We start from the raw sequence: 15,299 nt of genomic DNA on the forward strand, positions 1-15,299 counted from the left end.
ACGCTCCCGCGGCGGGCAGGTGCCAGGCCGCGGCGTCGCTGCGTCCACGACGCCGCCAGCACGACGACGCCGTCGCCGCCCACGGGGGACGGCGACGGCGTCGCGATGGCTGAGGTCAGCGGCAGGTCACTTGGCCCGCTCGGCGATCTCGACCAGGCGCCAGTGCTTGGTGGCGCTCAGCGGCCGGGTCTCCATGATGACGACGAGGTCACCGGGGTGCGCCTCGTTGTGCTCGTCGTGGACCTTGACCTTCTTCGAGCGACGGAGGACCTTGCCGTAGAGGGAGTGCTTGTAGCGCTCCTCGAGCTCGACGACGATGGTCTTGTCCATCTTGTCCGACACGACGTAGCCGCGACGGACCTTGCGCTGAGGACGCGCGTCCTCGACGACGGGGGTGGTGTTCTGCTCGCTCACTTGGACTCCTCCGTGCTCGGAGCGGTACGGATGCCGAGCTCACGCTCGCGCACGATGGTGTGGATGCGGGCGATGTCGCGGCGCACGGCCTTGAGACGGCCGTGGTCCTCGAGCTGGCCGGTCGCCGAGGCGAACCGGAGGCTGAAGAGCTCGGCCTTGGCCTTGGAGAGCTCCTCGGTCAGTCGCTCGTTATCCATGGCGTCGAGGTCGGTGGGGGTCAGCCCCTGGGAACCGATAGCCATCAGACGTCACCACCCTCACGTGTCACGAAACGGGTCTTCATCGGAAGCTTGTGCTGTGCGCGACGCATGGCCTCGCGGGCGAGGGCCTCGTCCACGCCGCCCAGCTCGAACAGGATGCGTCCGGGCTTGACGTTGGCGATCCACCACTCGGGAGCACCCTTACCGGAACCCATGCGGGTCTCGGCCGGCTTCTTGGTCAGCGGGCGGTCCGGGAAGATGTTGATCCACACCTTGCCGCCACGCTTGATGTGGCGGGTCATGGCGATACGGGCCGCCTCGATCTGGCGGTTGGTGATGTAGGCGGGCTCGAGGGCCTGGATGCCGTAGTCACCGAAGGCGACGCGGTTGCCGCCCTTGGACATGCCCGAGCGGTGCGGGCGGTGCTGCTTGCGGAACTTGGTCCGGCGAGGGATGAGCACGGCTCAGGCCTCCGTTCCCTGGTCTGCGGCAGCGTTCTCGGCGGCCGGCGCCTGCTCGGCCTGCTGCTCGTTGTGACGCGGGGCGCGCTCGCCTCGGCGCTCGCCACGGCCGCCGCGGCGGTCGTTGCGCCCGCCACGGCGCTGGCCGGCCTCGGCCTGCTGACGGGCGAACTCGCGCTCCGTCATGTCGCCCTTGTAGATCCAGACCTTGACGCCGAGACGTCCGAAGGTGGTCTTGGCCTCGTAGAAGCCGTAGTCGATGTTCGCGCGCAGGGTGTGCAGCGGCACACGGCCCTCACGGTAGAACTCGCTGCGGCTCATCTCGGCGCCGCCGAGGCGGCCGGAGCACTGGACACGGATGCCCTTGGCGCCGGCGCGCATGGCAGACTGCATGCCCTTGCGCATGGCACGGCGGAAGGAGACTCGGCTGGCGAGCTGCTCCGCGATGCCCTGGGCGACGAGCTGCGCGTCGAGGTCGGGGTTCTTGACCTCGAGGATGTTGAGCTGGACCTGCTTGCCGGTCAGCTTCTCGAGCTGGCCGCGCAGGCGCTCGGCCTCGGCGCCGCGGCGGCCGATGACGATGCCCGGGCGGGCGGTGTGCAGATCGACGCGCACGCGGTCACGCGTGCGCTCGATGTCCACCTTGGAGATGCCCGCGCGCTCCATGCCGTCGGCCATGAGGCGGCGGATCTTGACATCCTCCTCAACGAAGTCGCGGTAGCGCTGACCGGGCTTCGTGGAGTCGGCGAACCAGCGCGAGCGGTGGTCCGTCGTGATGCCCAGGCGGAACCCGGTCGGGTTGACCTTGTGCCCCATTACCGGGCTCCTTCCTTCTTCGCGGAGTCGGCCCTGTCGCCGACGATGACGGTGATGTGGCTGGTGCGCTTGAGGATCCGGCCGGCGCGCCCCTGGGCGCGGGGACGGAAACGCTTGAGGGTCGGGCCCTCGTCAGCGAACACCTCGGTGATGTACAGCGAGCTCTCGTCGAACCGCTCGCCGGCACGCTCGGCCTTGACCCGGGCGTTGGCGATGGCGGACTCGATGACCTTGCGCACCGGCACCGCAGCGGCCTGCGGGGCGAAACGGAGCACGTTGATGGCCTCGAGGGCGTTCTTGCCGCGGACGACGTCCACGACGCGACGGGCCTTCATCGGCGTGCAGCGCACGTACTTGGCCTGCGCCTTGGCTTCCATGTTCTCTGCCTCTCTGACTTCCGTCGGCGTCAGCGACGCGACTTGCGGTCGTCCTTGACGTGCCCGCGGAAGGTACGGGTCGGAGCGAACTCGCCGAGCTTGTGGCCCACCATGGACTCGGTGACGAAGACCGGGACGTGCTTGCGACCGTCGTGGACGGCGAAGGTGTGTCCGAGGAAGTCCGGCGTGATGACCGAACGACGGGACCAGGTCTTGATGACGTTCTTGGTGCCCTTCTCGTTCTGGGCGTCCACCTTCTTCATGAGGTGGTCGTCGACGAAGGGACCCTTCTTCAGGCTGCGCGGCATATCAGGCTCCTATCAGCGCTTCTTGCCGGTCCGACGACGACGCACGATGAGGCGGTCGCTGGACTTGTTGGGACGGCGGGTACGGCCCTCGGGCTTGCCCCACGGGGAGACAGGGTGACGGCCACCGGAGGTGCGGCCCTCACCACCACCGTGCGGGTGGTCAACCGGGTTCATGACGACACCGCGGACGGTCGGGCGCACGCCCTTCCAGCGCATGCGGCCGGCCTTGCCCCAGTTGATGTTGGACTGCTCGGCGTTGCCGACCTCACCGACCGTGGCGCGGCAGGCGGCCTCGACGTTGCGGATCTCGCCGGAGGGCATGCGCAGCTGCGCGTACTTGCCCTCCTTGGCGACGAGCTGCACCGAGGTGCCGGCGCTGCGGGCGATCTTGGCGCCGCCACCGGGGCGCAGCTCGACGGCGTGCACCACCGTGCCGGTGGGGATGTGGCGCAGCGGCAGGTTGTTGCCGGGCTTGATGTCGGCGTTCGGGCCGGCCTCGACGACGTCGCCCTGGGCGAGCTTGTTCGGGGCGATGATGTAGCGCTTCTCGCCGTCGGCGTAGTGCAGCAGGGCGATGCGGGCGGTGCGGTTGGGGTCGTACTCGATGTGAGCGACCTTGGCCGGCACGCCGTCCTTGTCGTGGCGGCGGAAGTCGATGACGCGGTAGGCGCGCTTGTGGCCGCCGCCCTTGTGGCGGGTGGTGACACGGCCACTGTTGTTGCGGCCGCCGGACTTGCTCAGCGGGCGCACGAGGGACTTCTCGGGCTCGCTGCGCGTGATCTCGACGAAGTCGGCCACGGAGGAGCCACGACGTCCCGGCGTCGTCGGCTTGTACTTACGGATTCCCATGTCGTTTCTTTACCTTCCGTGTCACTCAGCCACGTCGCCAAAGATGTCGATGGTCCCCTCACGCAGCGTGACGATCGCGCGCTTGGTGGCCTTCGTCCTGCCCAGGCCGGTGCGGGTCCGGCGGACCTTGCCCGGGCGGTTCTGGGTGTTCACGGACTCGACCTTGACGCCGAAGATGGACTCGACGGCCATCTTGATCTCGGTCTTGTTCGAGCCCGGCGCGACGAGGAACGTGTACTGGCCACGGTCCATGCAGGCGTAGGACTTCTCGGAGACGACCGGCGCGACGATGACGTCGCGGGGGTTCTTGCTCTTCTCGAGGCTCACTTGGACTCCTCCTCGCCCTTGCCGAGGAAGGTGTCCAGGGCGGCGGCAGTGAAGACGACGTCGTCGTTGACGAGAACGTCGTAGGTGTTGAGCTGGTCGGCCCAGGTCACGAGGACGTCGGGCAGGTTGCGCAGGCTCAGGACGGACAGGGTGTCCGTGCGCTCGACCACCACGAGGGCCTTGCGGTCCGTGAGGTTGCGCAGGCCGGACAGGGCGCCCTTGGTAGAGGGCGTCTCGGAGGCCAGGAACTCGGTGATGACGTGGAGGCGGCCGTTGCGGGCGCGGTCAGACAGGGCGCTGCGCAGGGCGGCGGCCTTCATCTTCTTGGGGGTGCGCTGGGAGTAGTCGCGCGGCTGCGGGCCGTGCACGACGCCACCGCCGACGAACTGCGGGGCGCGGGTCGAGCCCTGGCGGGCGCGGCCGGTTCCCTTCTGGCGGTAGGGCTTGCGGCCACCGCCGCGGACGGCACCGCGGTTCTTGGTGGCGTGGGTGCCCTGGCGGGCCGCGGCGAGCTGGGCCACGACCACCTGGTGCATGAGGGGGATGTTGAGCTCGACGTCGAAGACCTCGGCGGGCAGCTCGGCCGTGCCGGTCTTCTGACCCGTGGAGTCAACGATGTCAACGGAGAGAACGTCAGCCATGGTGTCAGGCTCCCTTCACCGCGGTGCGGACGACGACGACCGAGCCCTTGGGGCCGGGGATGGCGCCGTTGACGAGGATGACACCCTTGTCGGCGTCCACGCCGCGAACCTTGAGGTTCTGGACGGTGGTGGTCGCGTGGCCCATGCGGCCGGCCATGCGCAGACCCTTGAAGATGCGGCCCGGGGTGGCGCAGGCGCCGACGGAGCCGGGCTTGCGGTGGTTGCGGTGCGCACCGTGCGAGGCAGAGACGCCCTTGAAGCCGTGGCGCTTCATCACACCCGCGAAGCCCTTGCCCTTGGAGGTGCCCTGGACGTCCACGAGCTGGCCGACCTCGAAGACGTCGGCGGTGAGCTCCTGGCCCGGGGTGAACTCGCAGGCGAGGGAGGTGCGGATCTCGGCGACGTGGCGGCGCGGGGCGACACCGGCCTTGGCGAAGTGGCCCTGGAGGGGCTTGGTGACCTTGCGCTCGTCGATCTCACCGAAGGCGAGCTGGACGGCCTCGTAGCCGTCGGTCTCGACGTTGCGGACCTGGGTCACGACGTTGGTGTCGACGCGGACCACGGTGACGGGACGCATGATGCCGTTCTCGTCCCAGATCTGCGTCATGCCGAGCTTGGTGCCGAGCAGCGCCTTGGCAGGCGCGGCCGGAGCCGGCTGGTTAAGCGTAGTCATGGCTTCAGTCCTCAGAGCTTGATCTCGATGTTGACGTCCGCGGGCAGGTCGAGGCGCATAAGCGAGTCGACGGCCTTGGGGGTCGGGTCGATGATGTCGATCAGCCGCTTGTGCGTGCGCATCTCGAAGTGCTCACGGCTGTCCTTGTACTTGTGGGGCGACCGGATGACGCAGAACACGTTCTTCTCGGTCGGCAGCGGCACCGGGCCCACGACCGTCGCACCTGCGCGGGTCACGACGTCGACGATCTTGCGCGCCGAGCTGTCGATGACCTCGTGGTCGTAGGACTTGAGCCGGATGCGGATCTTCTGTCCCGCCATGGCGCCTAACCTCTCTTGCTTTCGGCGACCGGTCCACGCGCTCGGGCGTGTCGCTCACGCGACCTGCTCACACGCACTCACTGTTGAGGATGAGGGACCGGTCTGGACACACGGAAACCCGGTGGTCACCGGGTCCGTCAGACTGGTTCCCGGGGCTACCCCGGGAGGTGGCCGGAGCGCTGGCGCGCACCGGCTAGGCAACGCTATCAGCGCCGCCTCCGGTGCGGGAGGCCGAGTCGGCTTCTGCGCCTGTGAGACCGCCCACCCGGTCCACGCGCTCGGGCGTGTCGCCCGGTCCGGTGGCCGTCCGCCGCGCTGCGGTGCCTGGGCCACCCGGTCGCGGTGCCGGGCCGCGCTCGGCGGGGCCGCGCCCGGCCTGCCAGACGTACAGGGCCACGAGGCCCAGGCCGACGGCGAGCCACAGCAGCCACCAGGGACGTCCGGGCACGTCGGGTGCGGCGCCCGCCGTGGCCACGTCCTGCGCGGGCGTGGGCAGGACCCGCTCGCCGGTGACGAGGATGCGGTGGCTGTTGATCCCCAGCGGGGTGCAGGTGACGAGGGTGACGAGGTCCTTGCCCTCGACGGCCCGCAGGGCCTCGGTCTGCTCGGGCTCGACCACCTTGGTGCCGGTGACCCGGTAGGTGAGGACCTCGCCGAGGACCTCGAGGGTGAAGGTGTCGCCGGGCTCGACCTGGTCGAGGTGGGTGAACATGGTGGCGCTGGCCAGGCCGCGGTGGCCGGTGATGACGGCGCGGGTGCCCTCGCCGCCGACGGGCAGGGAGGTGCCCTCCAGGTGGCCGAGCCCCTGCAGGAGGGTGGCGTCGGTGGTGCCGTGGTAGACGGGCAGGTCGAGGTCGATGGAGGGGATCCGCAGGCGCGCCATGAGGCCGGAGCCGTTGACGTCGAGGAGGGCGTGGTAGCCGAGGCTCGTGGCGGTGCTGGTGCCGTTGCCGGTGGGGACGTGGGTGCCCGCCTCAAGCACGGCGCCGGAGGCGAGGGCGTCGTTGTAGGCGTGGGCCTGGGCGAGCTGGGTGGCGGCGTCGGGGCTGGCCTCAGTGACGGCCTGCGCGTAGCCGACGATGACCTGGGACTGGTTGTACTGGCTGAGCCAGGAGGCGGCCGCCGGGTAGGTGAGCAGGAGCATCCCGGTGGTGGCGAGCAGGGCGGGCAGGAGGGAGGCCAGGCTGGGGCGCCAGCGGTGGAGGTGGGCTCGCGCATGGTGTCGGGGGCGGGGTCGCACGCGGGGATCCTGTGGGGCTGAGGGCGCTGGGTGTCAGCGCGTGTCATGGTCTGGGCAGAGGTCGGCGGGGGAGGTGGTGACCTCCCCCGCCGACGTCCCGGTGTACCGGAAGGGTGGGTCGTCAGTCCTTGGGCTGACGGCGGTTGCGGACGACGAGCAGGGCGCCGCCCGCGACAAGGGCTGCGCCCCCGGCGAGCATGAGCACCTGGCCGGCGGCGCCGGTGACTGGCAGGGTCGGGACCTTGCGCTTGGTGTTGTCAACCTTGAGGGTGACAGTGAGGGCGCTCACGGTGTTCTGGGCGCCGGTGAACTCGAAGGTGCGCACCTGCTCGTCCAGGACGTAGCCGGCGGGCGCCGCGGTCTCGACGAGGGCGTACTTGCCGGGCACGCGCAGACCGTCGAGGCGAGCCCCGCTGCCATACTGCGTGGTCAGGGTGGCGATCGCCGCGCAGTCCTTGGTGGCGTCACCATTGGTGTTGTCACAGACCTTGAAGGTGGCGCCGTCCAGGGCGTCGCCCGTGTCCTTGTCCTCCTTCTTCACCTCCAGCCGGCCGAGGTAGCCCGTCGTGGTGGCGGTGCCGACCTCGTGCGTCGGGTCGTTGATGTAGGTCTTGACCTCGTTCTTGTAGGGACCGACCTGGCCGACCGTCGTGTACTGGGCGACCACGGTGGCGCCGGAGGGCAGCTTGCTCAGGTCCGTCACGGTGACCGTGAGGACCTTCGCCACTGCGTCAAGGGCGACGGTGTAGTCGGTGCCCTTGGCCAGGGTCGTGCCGTTCACGGTGAGGGTGAGGCTCGCGACAGTGCCGGTCTTGTCCTCGCCGGCCTTGCTCAGGTCGTCCTTGAGGACGAAGCTCGTCAGCGGTGCGGTGGCGTCGTAGGTGGGGACCGCCTGCGTCACGGTCCAGGTGAGGACGCCGCCGGTGGCCTGCGGCGTGTCCACGGTCTTGACCGGCCGTGTGGAGACGACGTTCTTGGGGTAGACGTCGGCGGCGTGGCCCCACACGACCTTGCCGTCGGGGTCCTTGTCCTTGATGGGCAGGACGACGAAGAAGGGCTTCGCCTTGGCCACGATGTGGTTGTCGCCGGTGTCAGCGCCCTCGGTGACGACGTACAGACCCGGGTGCAGGCCGCCGAAGGCGGCGAGGCCGTTGGTGTCCGTCACCTTAGTGACTGCCGTCGCAAGGTCGTGCGCCGTTCCGTTGATGGTCACCTGACTGGGGGTGGTGGCGTTGTCGAGCTGCGGCTCGACGGGGGCAGCGCCGGAGACGGCCTCCACCACGTCCCAGCCCGCGTTGCCGTTGACGAGGTCAACATCCGTCACGCGGTACAGGTTGAAGGGGACGCCCTTCAGCGGCACGGCCCCCGCGGGCACGGTCTGCGCGGTGCCGTCTCCAGGCGTGAGCGCGCCCCCGGGGTTGGAGTACTTGTGGACGTTGATCACACCGTCATGGAAGTCGTCGATGTTGCCTGTGGGACCGCCGGTGATCGCCCCTGCTGGGGCGCCGAGCCCGAGGACTCCGAGCGCGAGCGCGCCCGCCACGAGGGCAAGGCGGCCCACGAGGGTCCGTGTGCTGGTCGTCATATCGGGATTCCTCTCATATGCGTCGCCCCTGAGGGCGTCGTGATGGAACAGGGTGGGGATGGCACTGGTGAGACGGGCCGCTGGGCCGTGGCCCGGTCCCGCGGCGGCCGGTCACTGAGACGTCATCTGCTGGTGGCGCCTCCTCATGACCTCGGCTGCGAGGGCCGCGACGGCCAGGAGGCCGCCGCCCACGAGCAGCATGTCGGTGCCGAGCCCACCGGTCAGGGGCAGGGACGGGACAGGTCGCTTCGTGTTCGTCACCGTCTGAGGCAGGCCCGTGATGGTGCCGTCCTCGGCCACGGTGAAGGTGATGGGGGCTGCGCGCGTGTAGCCGGCCGGGGCCTTGGTCTCGGTGAGGGTGTAGGTGCCCATGGGCAGGCCCTCCACGCGCGCCTGGCCGTCGGTGGAGGCGGGCACGTTGACGGTGGCGCCAGACATGCCGTCCCGGCTGATCTGCCACTCGGCGCCGGCGAGGGCCGCTCCCCCCTCATCGACCTTCGTCCAGCTGATGGGGAAGGCCGCCAGCGTGTTCGTCACCTCGCAGTGGACCGAGCGCCCTCGCGGCACCGTGACCTTGCCATTGACCACGGGGACCGTGCCTCTGGCGTTGTTGGTGTAGGCGCACTGCCACGTCCCCGCCCGGTACGCCTCGGCCGGCAGGGCGAGCGCCGCCCCGGCCGACTCGCTGAGGGTGTACTCCCCCGCCGGGACCTCGGTCGCGGCAACCGCCCCCGCGCCGCTCAGGGTGGTCGAGCCGCTCACCGCGCTGAGCGTCCAGTCCTGGGCGGTGGCCTGGGTGGCCCAGTCATAGGTGGAGGCGCTGTTGTCCACCTTCTTGTCGAGGCTGAGCGTCTGGGTGCAGGTGACGGTGTTGGTGAGCGTGTAGCTGTTGGACGCGGCCGTCAGTGTCACGCTCGCCTTCGGCGTGGTGGGGTCGAGGGTGACGGGCTGGCCAAGGCCCGTGCCGGTGAGCGTCGAGCCCGTGACCCGGCAGCCGGGCATGTCGGTGATCGTCGTCGTCTCACCGATGGTGAGCGTGTCCTGCACGTGGTGGCCTGTGACAGCCTCATCCCAGGTGGCCGCGGCGCTGTTGATCATCAGGTCGGCGGACATGCCGAGCCCGCCCGGGGCACCGCCCTCGTACGTCTGACCGTCCACCTTCCACACCTTGCTCACCGTCACCGTGGCCTCGGGCGCCGGCTCGCGGTTGATGACATAGCAGGAGACCCGGTTCTGGGCGGAGACGGGGATCGTGAAGCCACCACCCGAGGTGTTGGTCACCGTGAGGGCCTCCTGCGTGCCGTCGTCGGACACGCGGTAGCAGGCTGCGTTGGCATCGCCTTGCTGGACGAGGGTGTAGCCCGGCTTCTGGGTCTCGGTGATCGTCATCGTCCCGGTGGCGCTGGCCGAGGGCAGGTCGAAGGCGAACTCGGTGGCCCCGGTGCCGGCCTGCGTCCCCTGGCCGGTGGTACCCGTGAGGGTGGTGGCCCCACCCGCGAAGGTCACACTCCCCGCTGCCTCGGCCGTGAAGGTCCAGCCGTCCGCCGCAGTCGGGGTCGTGGACCCGTCGTAGGGCACGGTCTGCTTGATGACTGTCACCGTCTGGTGGCAGGCGCCCGAGGCGAGGTTCGTCAGCCGTGTCGCCGCGGCGGCGTAGTCGGTGGTCTGGAAGTAGTCCGATCCTGGGGTCTGGCCGGAGACCGCCCGGAGGTTGGCAGCCGCGCCGGTGCCGCTGACGCCGCTGCCGACGCCGAATGCGATGAGCGTCGTGCCCTGCGTCTTGAGCGTGTTGGCAGAGGCGATGGCCTCCTCCATGACCGCGAAGGTGGTGGCGTCGCCCGGGCCCGACGGGGTGGCGCCACTCGAGGACCGGGGGCCGTAGAAGGTGGGGCTGCCGTCGGTCAGGAGCATGACGACGTCGTAGCCCTCGCCTTGCAGCTGCCACAGGCCCTGCTCCCAGTTCGTGCCCTCATTATCCAGGTGCCGCCAGGCCGCGATCGAGCTCTTGACGGTCTGGGCGCCGGCCTCGGTGGAGACGGAGGTCGCCGCCAGGCTCGTCACGCCGGTGGCGGGTGCCACGGTGCCGAAGGTGTAGACCCCGATGGAGGAGGGCGTGCCCTTGAGCGCGTCCACGAAGCCGTTGGCAGCGGCCTGGGCCTGTGTGACGTCAGCGGCCGTCACCGAGCTCGACAGGTCCATGAGGAGGGCAACCTTGATCCCGCACTTCTGCGGCATGGACGGGTTGACCACGGAGGCCTGCCAGCCTCCCGTCGTCCACTCCAGGCCGCTGCCGAAGAACCCGAGGTCGGCGTCGCTCGTGTAGGTGTGACCGCCGTGCAGCTTGGGAGAGACCATACTGTAGGTGCTGAGCGTCGCGCTGGAGCCAGAGTCGAGCAGCCCCAGCTCGGTGTTGGCGTACCAGCCCGCGGGGACGTCGCCCGCGGTGTAGGTGATGGTGAGGCGTTTGTTCCTGTTGCCCTGGAACAGGGCGGTCTTGTCCACGGTGAAGGAGCACAGGCCCTCGGCGTCCGAGGTGCAGGTCATGGTGGTGGAGGAGGACGAGAGACTGCCCGTCAGCCGGACGCCGGCCAGCGGCTGCTTCTTGCGGTCCGCGCCCCTCGTGCCGACGACGCGCACGACGACGACCGACGTCGACGAGGTAGGCTCCGGGGCCGCCCGCAGCGCCGACACCGTCTCCACCCCGTCCTCGCCAGTCGCCTCTGCCCCGTCACCGGGCTCGGCAGCCTCACCGGGCTCGGCCGCGTCAAGCGTCTCGGCAGCGTCCGTGGACGGCTCCACTGAGGTGGCGGCGTCATCCTCGGCCGGGAGCGCCTCCTCGCCGTCACCGGCTGACGCCGGCTCTGTCAGCGCGGCGCCGGCCTCGGGAGCCGCCGCCCCGCCGCCCGCCGTGGCGGCGTCGTCGGCCGCGGGCGCGGACACGTCGTCCCAGGTGCCAGCCTCGGCCGCGGCGTCAGTGCCGACGGGATCGGCGGCGAAGGGCGCTGCGGCCAGGGCGAAGCCACCGGTGCCCAAGGTCATGAGCAGGGCGAGTGAGGCCGCGAGCCCGTGAACGGCCCTGCCGGCGCGCGGGCGGCGCTCAGCCGCGTGGCGCCTGCGGCCCGACACCTCTCGGCAGGCAGACATCATGAGGGACGGGCGTCTCATGGGAGACCTCCAGGGAACACGGTGCTCAGGGCGGGGACGGCGCATGACCTCGCCAGTGTCACACGTCTTCTGACATGGCACAGACCAAAACTATGACACGATTTGATAACACCAATGTCTGAGGTGACCCTTATCTCATGGGGCTGTGTACCCTCGCCACACCGGGCACCCTCGCCACACCGGGCACCCTCGCCACACCGGGCACCCTCGCCACACCGGGCACCCTCGCCACACCGGCCCGCGGCACGGCCGGTCCCACACGTGCCTGGTGCGGGCCCAGGTCCGGCGCCCTGGGCCCGCACCAGGCAGGACGATCCCCCCGGCTCCGTCAGGAGCCGGGGGGATCGTCCTTGGTCAGCAGCCTGCGCTCACAGCAGCGGCTGCGTCAGATCACTTGAGGATCTTGGTGACGCGGCCGGAGCCCACGGTGCGGCCACCCTCACGGATGGCGAAGCCGAGGCCCTCCTCCATGGCGATGGGCTGGATGAGCTCGACGGTCATCTCGGTGGTGTCACCGGGCATCACCATCTCGGTGCCCTCAGGCAGGGTGATGACGCCGGTGACGTCCGTCGTGCGGAAGTAGAACTGCGGACGGTAGTTCGAGTAGAACGGGTTGTGGCGGCCGCCCTCGTCCTTCGTGAGGATGTAGACGTGGCCCTCGAAGTCCGTGTGCGGGGTGATGGAGCCGGGCTTGACGACGACCTGGCCGCGCTCGACGTCCTCACGCTTGGTGCCACGCAGGAGCAGACCACAGTTCTCGCCGGCCCACGCCTCGTCCATCTGCTTGTGGAACATCTCGATGCCCGTGACCGTGGTCTTCTGGGGCTCGCGGATACCGAGGATCTCGACCTCGGAGTTGATCGGGAGCTTGCCGCGCTCGACACGACCGGTGACGACGGTGCCACGACCGGTGATCGTGAAGACGTCCTCCACGGGCATGAGGAAGGGCTTGTCCATGTCGCGCTCGGGGGTCGGGATGTACTCGTCGACCGCGTCCATGAGCTCCTTGATCTTGCCGGCCCACTCGGGGTCGCCCTCAAGGGCCTGGAAGGCGGAGACGCGGATGACGGGGGCGTTGTCGCCGTCGTACTCCTGGGAGGACAGCAGCTCGCGCACCTCCATCTCCACGAGCTCGAGCAGCTCCTCGTCATCCACCATGTCGCACTTGTTGAGGGCGACGAGCAGGGTGGGGACGCCGACCTGGCGGGCGAGCAGGACGTGCTCGCGGGTCTGGGCCATCGGGCCGTCGGTGGCGGCGACCACGAGGATGGCGCCATCCATCTGGGCGGCACCGGTGATCATGTTCTTGATGTAGTCGGCGTGGCCGGGGGCGTCCACGTGCGCGTAGTGACGCTTCTCGGTCTCGTACTCGACGTGCGCGATGTTGATCGTGATACCGCGCTGACGCTCCTCAGGAGCCTTGTCGATCTCGTCGAAGGGCGTGAAGGGGTTGAGGTCCGGGTACAGGTCGTGCAGCGTCTTGGAGATCGCGGCGGTCAGCGTCGTCTTGCCGTGGTCGACGTGACCGATCGTTCCGATGTTGACGTGCGGCTTGGTCCGCTCGAACTTGGCCTTGGCCACTTGTGTCCTCCTGGGACTCGGGGAGTTCTCTTCGTCGTGAATCGACTAGCGACATGCTAGCCGGGCCCGGGTCGAGAATCTCTACTGATGGGTTGTTGGAAAGATTACTGGTTGCGCCGGCGCACAGGCTCTGCGGCCGACCTTCCCGGGGACCGGACGGGCTGCGTCCGGCCCCCGGAGACTGACGGGGTCACTCGCCCTTGGCCTTGGCGATGATCTCGTCGGCCACGTTCTTCGGGACCTCCGCGTAGGAGTCGAAGGACATCGAGTAGACCGCGCGGCCCTGGGTCTTGGAGCGCAGGTCACCGACGTAGCCGAACATCTCCGACAGCGGGACGGCCGCCTTGATGACCTTGACGCCCACGGCGTCCTCCATCGACTGGATCATGCCACGGCGGGAGTTGAGGTCACCGATGACGTCACCCATGTACTCCTCGGGCGTGCGCACCTCGACGGCCATGACGGGCTCAAGGAGGACCGGGTTGGCCTTCTTCGCGCCCTCCTTGAAGGCCATGGAGCCGGCGATCTTGAAGGCCATCTCGGAGGAATCGACCTCGTGGTAGCCGCCATCGATAAGCGTCGCCTTGACGTCCACCATCGGGTAGCCCGCGAGGACACCCGTGAGCATGGCCTCCTGGACACCGGCGTCAACGCTGGGGATGTACTCGCGCGGCACGCGGCCGCCGGTGACGGCGTTGACGAACTCGTAGTGCTTCTTCTCCTCGCCCTCCTCGGCCTCCTGGACCTCGAGGGGCTCGAAGGACATCTGCACCTTGGCGAACTGGCCGGAGCCACCCGTCTGCTTCTTGTGCGTGTAGTCAACCTTGTCGACCTTGCGCTTGATGGTCTCGCGGTAGGCGACCATCGGGTTACCGACGTTGGCCTCGACCTTGAACTCGCGGCGCATGCGGTCCACGAAGACGTCCAGGTGCAGCTCGCCCATCCCGCCGATGACGGTCTGGCCGGTCTCCTCGTCGAGCTCGACCGTGAAGGTCGGGTCCTCCTCGGAGAGCTTCTGGATGGCGACGCCCAGCTTCTCCTGGTCGCCCTTGGTCTTGGGCTCGATGGCCACGTGGATCACCGGGTCCGGGAAGGTCATGGACTCCAGGATGACCGGCGCCGACTGCGCGCACAGGGTGTCACCGGTGGTGACGTCCTTGAGGCCGATGAAGGCGTAGATGTGGCCGGCGTGGGCCACGTCAACCGGGTTCTCCTTGTTGGAGTGCATCTGGAACATCTTCCCGATGCGCTCCTTCTTGCCCTTGGTGGCGTTGAGGACCTGCTCGCCGGAGGACACCTTGCCCGAGTAGACGCGCACGTAGACGAGCTTGCCGTAGAACGGGTGGGTGGCCACCTTGAAGGCCAGGCCGGAGAAGGGGCCGTTCTCGTCGGACTCGCGCACGACGACGGTCTCCTCGTCGCCGGGGGCGTGGCCCTCGACCGCCGGCACGTCCAGCGGGGACGGCAGGTAGTCGATCACCGCGTCGAGAACGGGCTGGATGCCCTTGTTCTTGAAGGCGGAGCCGGCCAGGACGGGGAAGGCGGAGCCGGAGATCGTCAGCGCACGGACACCGCGCTTGATCTCCTCGACGGTGAGCTCGCCCTCCTCGAGGTACTTCTCCATGAGCTCGTCGTCGGCCTCGGCGACCGTCTCCATGAGCTCGGCGCGCAGCTGCTCGGCGCGGTCCTGGAGCTCGGCGGGGATCTCCTCGTACACGACGACGGAGCCGCGGGTCTCGTTGCCGTCGGCGTCCTTCTCCGGGAAGCGCACGGCGCGCATCTCGATGACGTCAACCACGCCGGAGAACTCGCTCTCCGCCCCGATGGGGAAGTTGACGACCATCGGCGTGGCGTGGAGGCGGTCACGGATCGTCTGGACGGAGAAGTCGAAGTTGGCGCCCAGCTTGTCCATCTTGTTGATGTAGCAGATGCGCGGGACGTTGTACTTGTCCGCCTGGCGCCACACGGTCTCGGACTGGGGCTCGACGCCCTCCTTGCCGTCGAAGACCGCCACGGCGCCGTCGAGCACACGCAGGGAGCGCTCGACCTCGACCGTGAAGTCCACGTGGCCGGGGGTGTCGATGAGGTTGATCTGCGTGCCCTTCCAGAAGGTGGTGGTCGCAGCGGAGGTGATCGTGATGCCACGCTCCTGCTCCTGCTCCATCCAGTCCATCGTGGAGGCGCCGTCGTGGGTCTCACCGATCTTGTAGTTGATACCGGTGTAGAACAGGATGCGCTCGGAGACAGTGGTCTTACCGGCATCGATGTGCGCCATGATGCCGATGTTGCGGACCTTCTTGAGGTCAGTCAGCACGTCAAGTGCCACGTGAGAGTCCTTCGTT

General features: G+C 69.0%; 16 protein-coding genes. All 16 read right to left on the bottom strand.

Annotation, left to right across the window (positions count from 1 at the left end; genetic code table 11):
- Positions 1-126: 126 nt before the first annotated feature.
- Positions 127-414, bottom strand: a complete 288-nt coding sequence (gene rpsQ / locus ACSJJR_RS08655) for a 30S ribosomal protein S17 (protein ID WP_435942284.1) — start codon at positions 412-414, stop codon at positions 127-129.
- Positions 411-656, bottom strand: a complete 246-nt coding sequence (rpmC, locus tag ACSJJR_RS08660) for a 50S ribosomal protein L29 (protein ID WP_435942283.1) — start codon at positions 654-656, stop codon at positions 411-413. The genes rpsQ and rpmC overlap by 4 nt, the downstream gene beginning before the upstream one ends.
- Positions 656-1,075, bottom strand: a complete 420-nt coding sequence (rplP, locus tag ACSJJR_RS08665; protein ID WP_435942282.1) for a 50S ribosomal protein L16 — start codon at positions 1,073-1,075, stop codon at positions 656-658. Before rplP ends, rpmC begins: the two co-directional genes overlap by 1 nt.
- A gap of 3 nt (positions 1,076-1,078) precedes the next feature.
- Positions 1,079-1,891: a 30S ribosomal protein S3 gene (gene rpsC / locus ACSJJR_RS08670; protein WP_435942281.1), complete on the bottom strand. Its 813-nt coding sequence runs from the start codon at positions 1,889-1,891 to the stop codon at positions 1,079-1,081.
- On the bottom strand, positions 1,891-2,268 hold the full coding sequence (gene rplV, locus ACSJJR_RS08675) for a 50S ribosomal protein L22 (RefSeq protein ID WP_435942280.1): 378 nt from the start codon (positions 2,266-2,268) through the stop codon (positions 1,891-1,893). Before rplV ends, rpsC begins: the two co-directional genes overlap by 1 nt.
- A 29-nt stretch (positions 2,269-2,297) precedes the next feature.
- Positions 2,298-2,576, bottom strand: coding sequence for a 30S ribosomal protein S19 (gene rpsS / locus ACSJJR_RS08680; RefSeq protein ID WP_006548387.1), 279 nt, complete (start codon positions 2,574-2,576; stop codon positions 2,298-2,300).
- Positions 2,577-2,588: 12 nt separating this feature from the next.
- Positions 2,589-3,425, bottom strand: coding sequence for a 50S ribosomal protein L2 (gene rplB, locus ACSJJR_RS08685; RefSeq protein WP_249367400.1), 837 nt, complete (start codon positions 3,423-3,425; stop codon positions 2,589-2,591).
- 21 nt (positions 3,426-3,446) lie between these two features.
- Positions 3,447-3,752, bottom strand: coding sequence for a 50S ribosomal protein L23 (gene rplW, locus ACSJJR_RS08690; protein ID WP_435942279.1), 306 nt, complete (start codon positions 3,750-3,752; stop codon positions 3,447-3,449).
- Positions 3,749-4,393, bottom strand: a complete 645-nt coding sequence (gene rplD / locus ACSJJR_RS08695) for a 50S ribosomal protein L4 (protein WP_435942278.1) — start codon at positions 4,391-4,393, stop codon at positions 3,749-3,751. The genes rplW and rplD overlap by 4 nt, the downstream gene beginning before the upstream one ends.
- 4 nt (positions 4,394-4,397) lie before the next feature.
- Complete coding sequence (gene rplC, locus ACSJJR_RS08700; protein ID WP_435942277.1) at positions 4,398-5,066, bottom strand: 50S ribosomal protein L3; 669 nt, start codon at positions 5,064-5,066, stop codon at positions 4,398-4,400.
- A gap of 11 nt (positions 5,067-5,077) precedes the next feature.
- Positions 5,078-5,386: a 30S ribosomal protein S10 gene (rpsJ, locus tag ACSJJR_RS08705; RefSeq protein ID WP_005987219.1), complete on the bottom strand. Its 309-nt coding sequence runs from the start codon at positions 5,384-5,386 to the stop codon at positions 5,078-5,080.
- 193 nt (positions 5,387-5,579) lie between these two features.
- Complete coding sequence (locus ACSJJR_RS08710) at positions 5,580-6,626, bottom strand: class C sortase (protein WP_435942276.1); 1,047 nt, start codon at positions 6,624-6,626, stop codon at positions 5,580-5,582.
- 121 nt (positions 6,627-6,747) lie between these two features.
- Positions 6,748-8,211: a SpaH/EbpB family LPXTG-anchored major pilin gene (locus ACSJJR_RS08715; protein WP_435942275.1), complete on the bottom strand. Its 1,464-nt coding sequence runs from the start codon at positions 8,209-8,211 to the stop codon at positions 6,748-6,750.
- 111 nt (positions 8,212-8,322) lie between these two features.
- On the bottom strand, positions 8,323-11,376 hold the full coding sequence (locus ACSJJR_RS08720; RefSeq protein WP_435942274.1) for a SpaA isopeptide-forming pilin-related protein: 3,054 nt from the start codon (positions 11,374-11,376) through the stop codon (positions 8,323-8,325).
- A 390-nt stretch (positions 11,377-11,766) separates the two neighbouring features.
- On the bottom strand, positions 11,767-12,957 hold the full coding sequence (gene tuf, locus ACSJJR_RS08725; protein ID WP_435942273.1) for an elongation factor Tu: 1,191 nt from the start codon (positions 12,955-12,957) through the stop codon (positions 11,767-11,769).
- A gap of 190 nt (positions 12,958-13,147) precedes the next feature.
- Positions 13,148-15,283, bottom strand: coding sequence for an elongation factor G (gene fusA, locus ACSJJR_RS08730; RefSeq protein ID WP_435942272.1), 2,136 nt, complete (start codon positions 15,281-15,283; stop codon positions 13,148-13,150).
- Between the last annotated feature and the right edge of the window lie 16 nt (positions 15,284-15,299).

The organism is Actinomyces sp. W5033 (genome assembly GCF_051303165.1).

Bases quoted from the DNA above. Each gene is read 5' to 3' on its own strand.
- rpsC (WP_435942281.1), bottom strand. From the start codon at position 1,891: ATGGGGCACAAGGTCAACCCGACCGGGTTCCGCCTGGGCATCACGACG.
- rplV (WP_435942280.1), bottom strand. From the start codon at position 2,268: ATGGAAGCCAAGGCGCAGGCCAAGTACGTGCGCTGCACGCCGATGAAG.
- rplD (WP_435942278.1), bottom strand. From the start codon at position 4,393: ATGGCTGACGTTCTCTCCGTTGACATCGTTGACTCCACGGGTCAGAAG.
- ACSJJR_RS08720 (WP_435942274.1), bottom strand. From the start codon at position 11,376: ATGAGACGCCCGTCCCTCATGATGTCTGCCTGCCGAGAGGTGTCGGGC.
- ACSJJR_RS08715 (WP_435942275.1), bottom strand. From the start codon at position 8,211: ATGACGACCAGCACACGGACCCTCGTGGGCCGCCTTGCCCTCGTGGCG.
- rpsS (WP_006548387.1), bottom strand. From the start codon at position 2,576: ATGCCGCGCAGCCTGAAGAAGGGTCCCTTCGTCGACGACCACCTCATG.
- rplC (WP_435942277.1), bottom strand. From the start codon at position 5,066: ATGACTACGCTTAACCAGCCGGCTCCGGCCGCGCCTGCCAAGGCGCTG.
- rplB (WP_249367400.1), bottom strand. From the start codon at position 3,425: ATGGGAATCCGTAAGTACAAGCCGACGACGCCGGGACGTCGTGGCTCC.
- rpmC (WP_435942283.1), bottom strand. From the start codon at position 656: ATGGCTATCGGTTCCCAGGGGCTGACCCCCACCGACCTCGACGCCATG.
- rpsJ (WP_005987219.1), bottom strand. From the start codon at position 5,386: ATGGCGGGACAGAAGATCCGCATCCGGCTCAAGTCCTACGACCACGAG.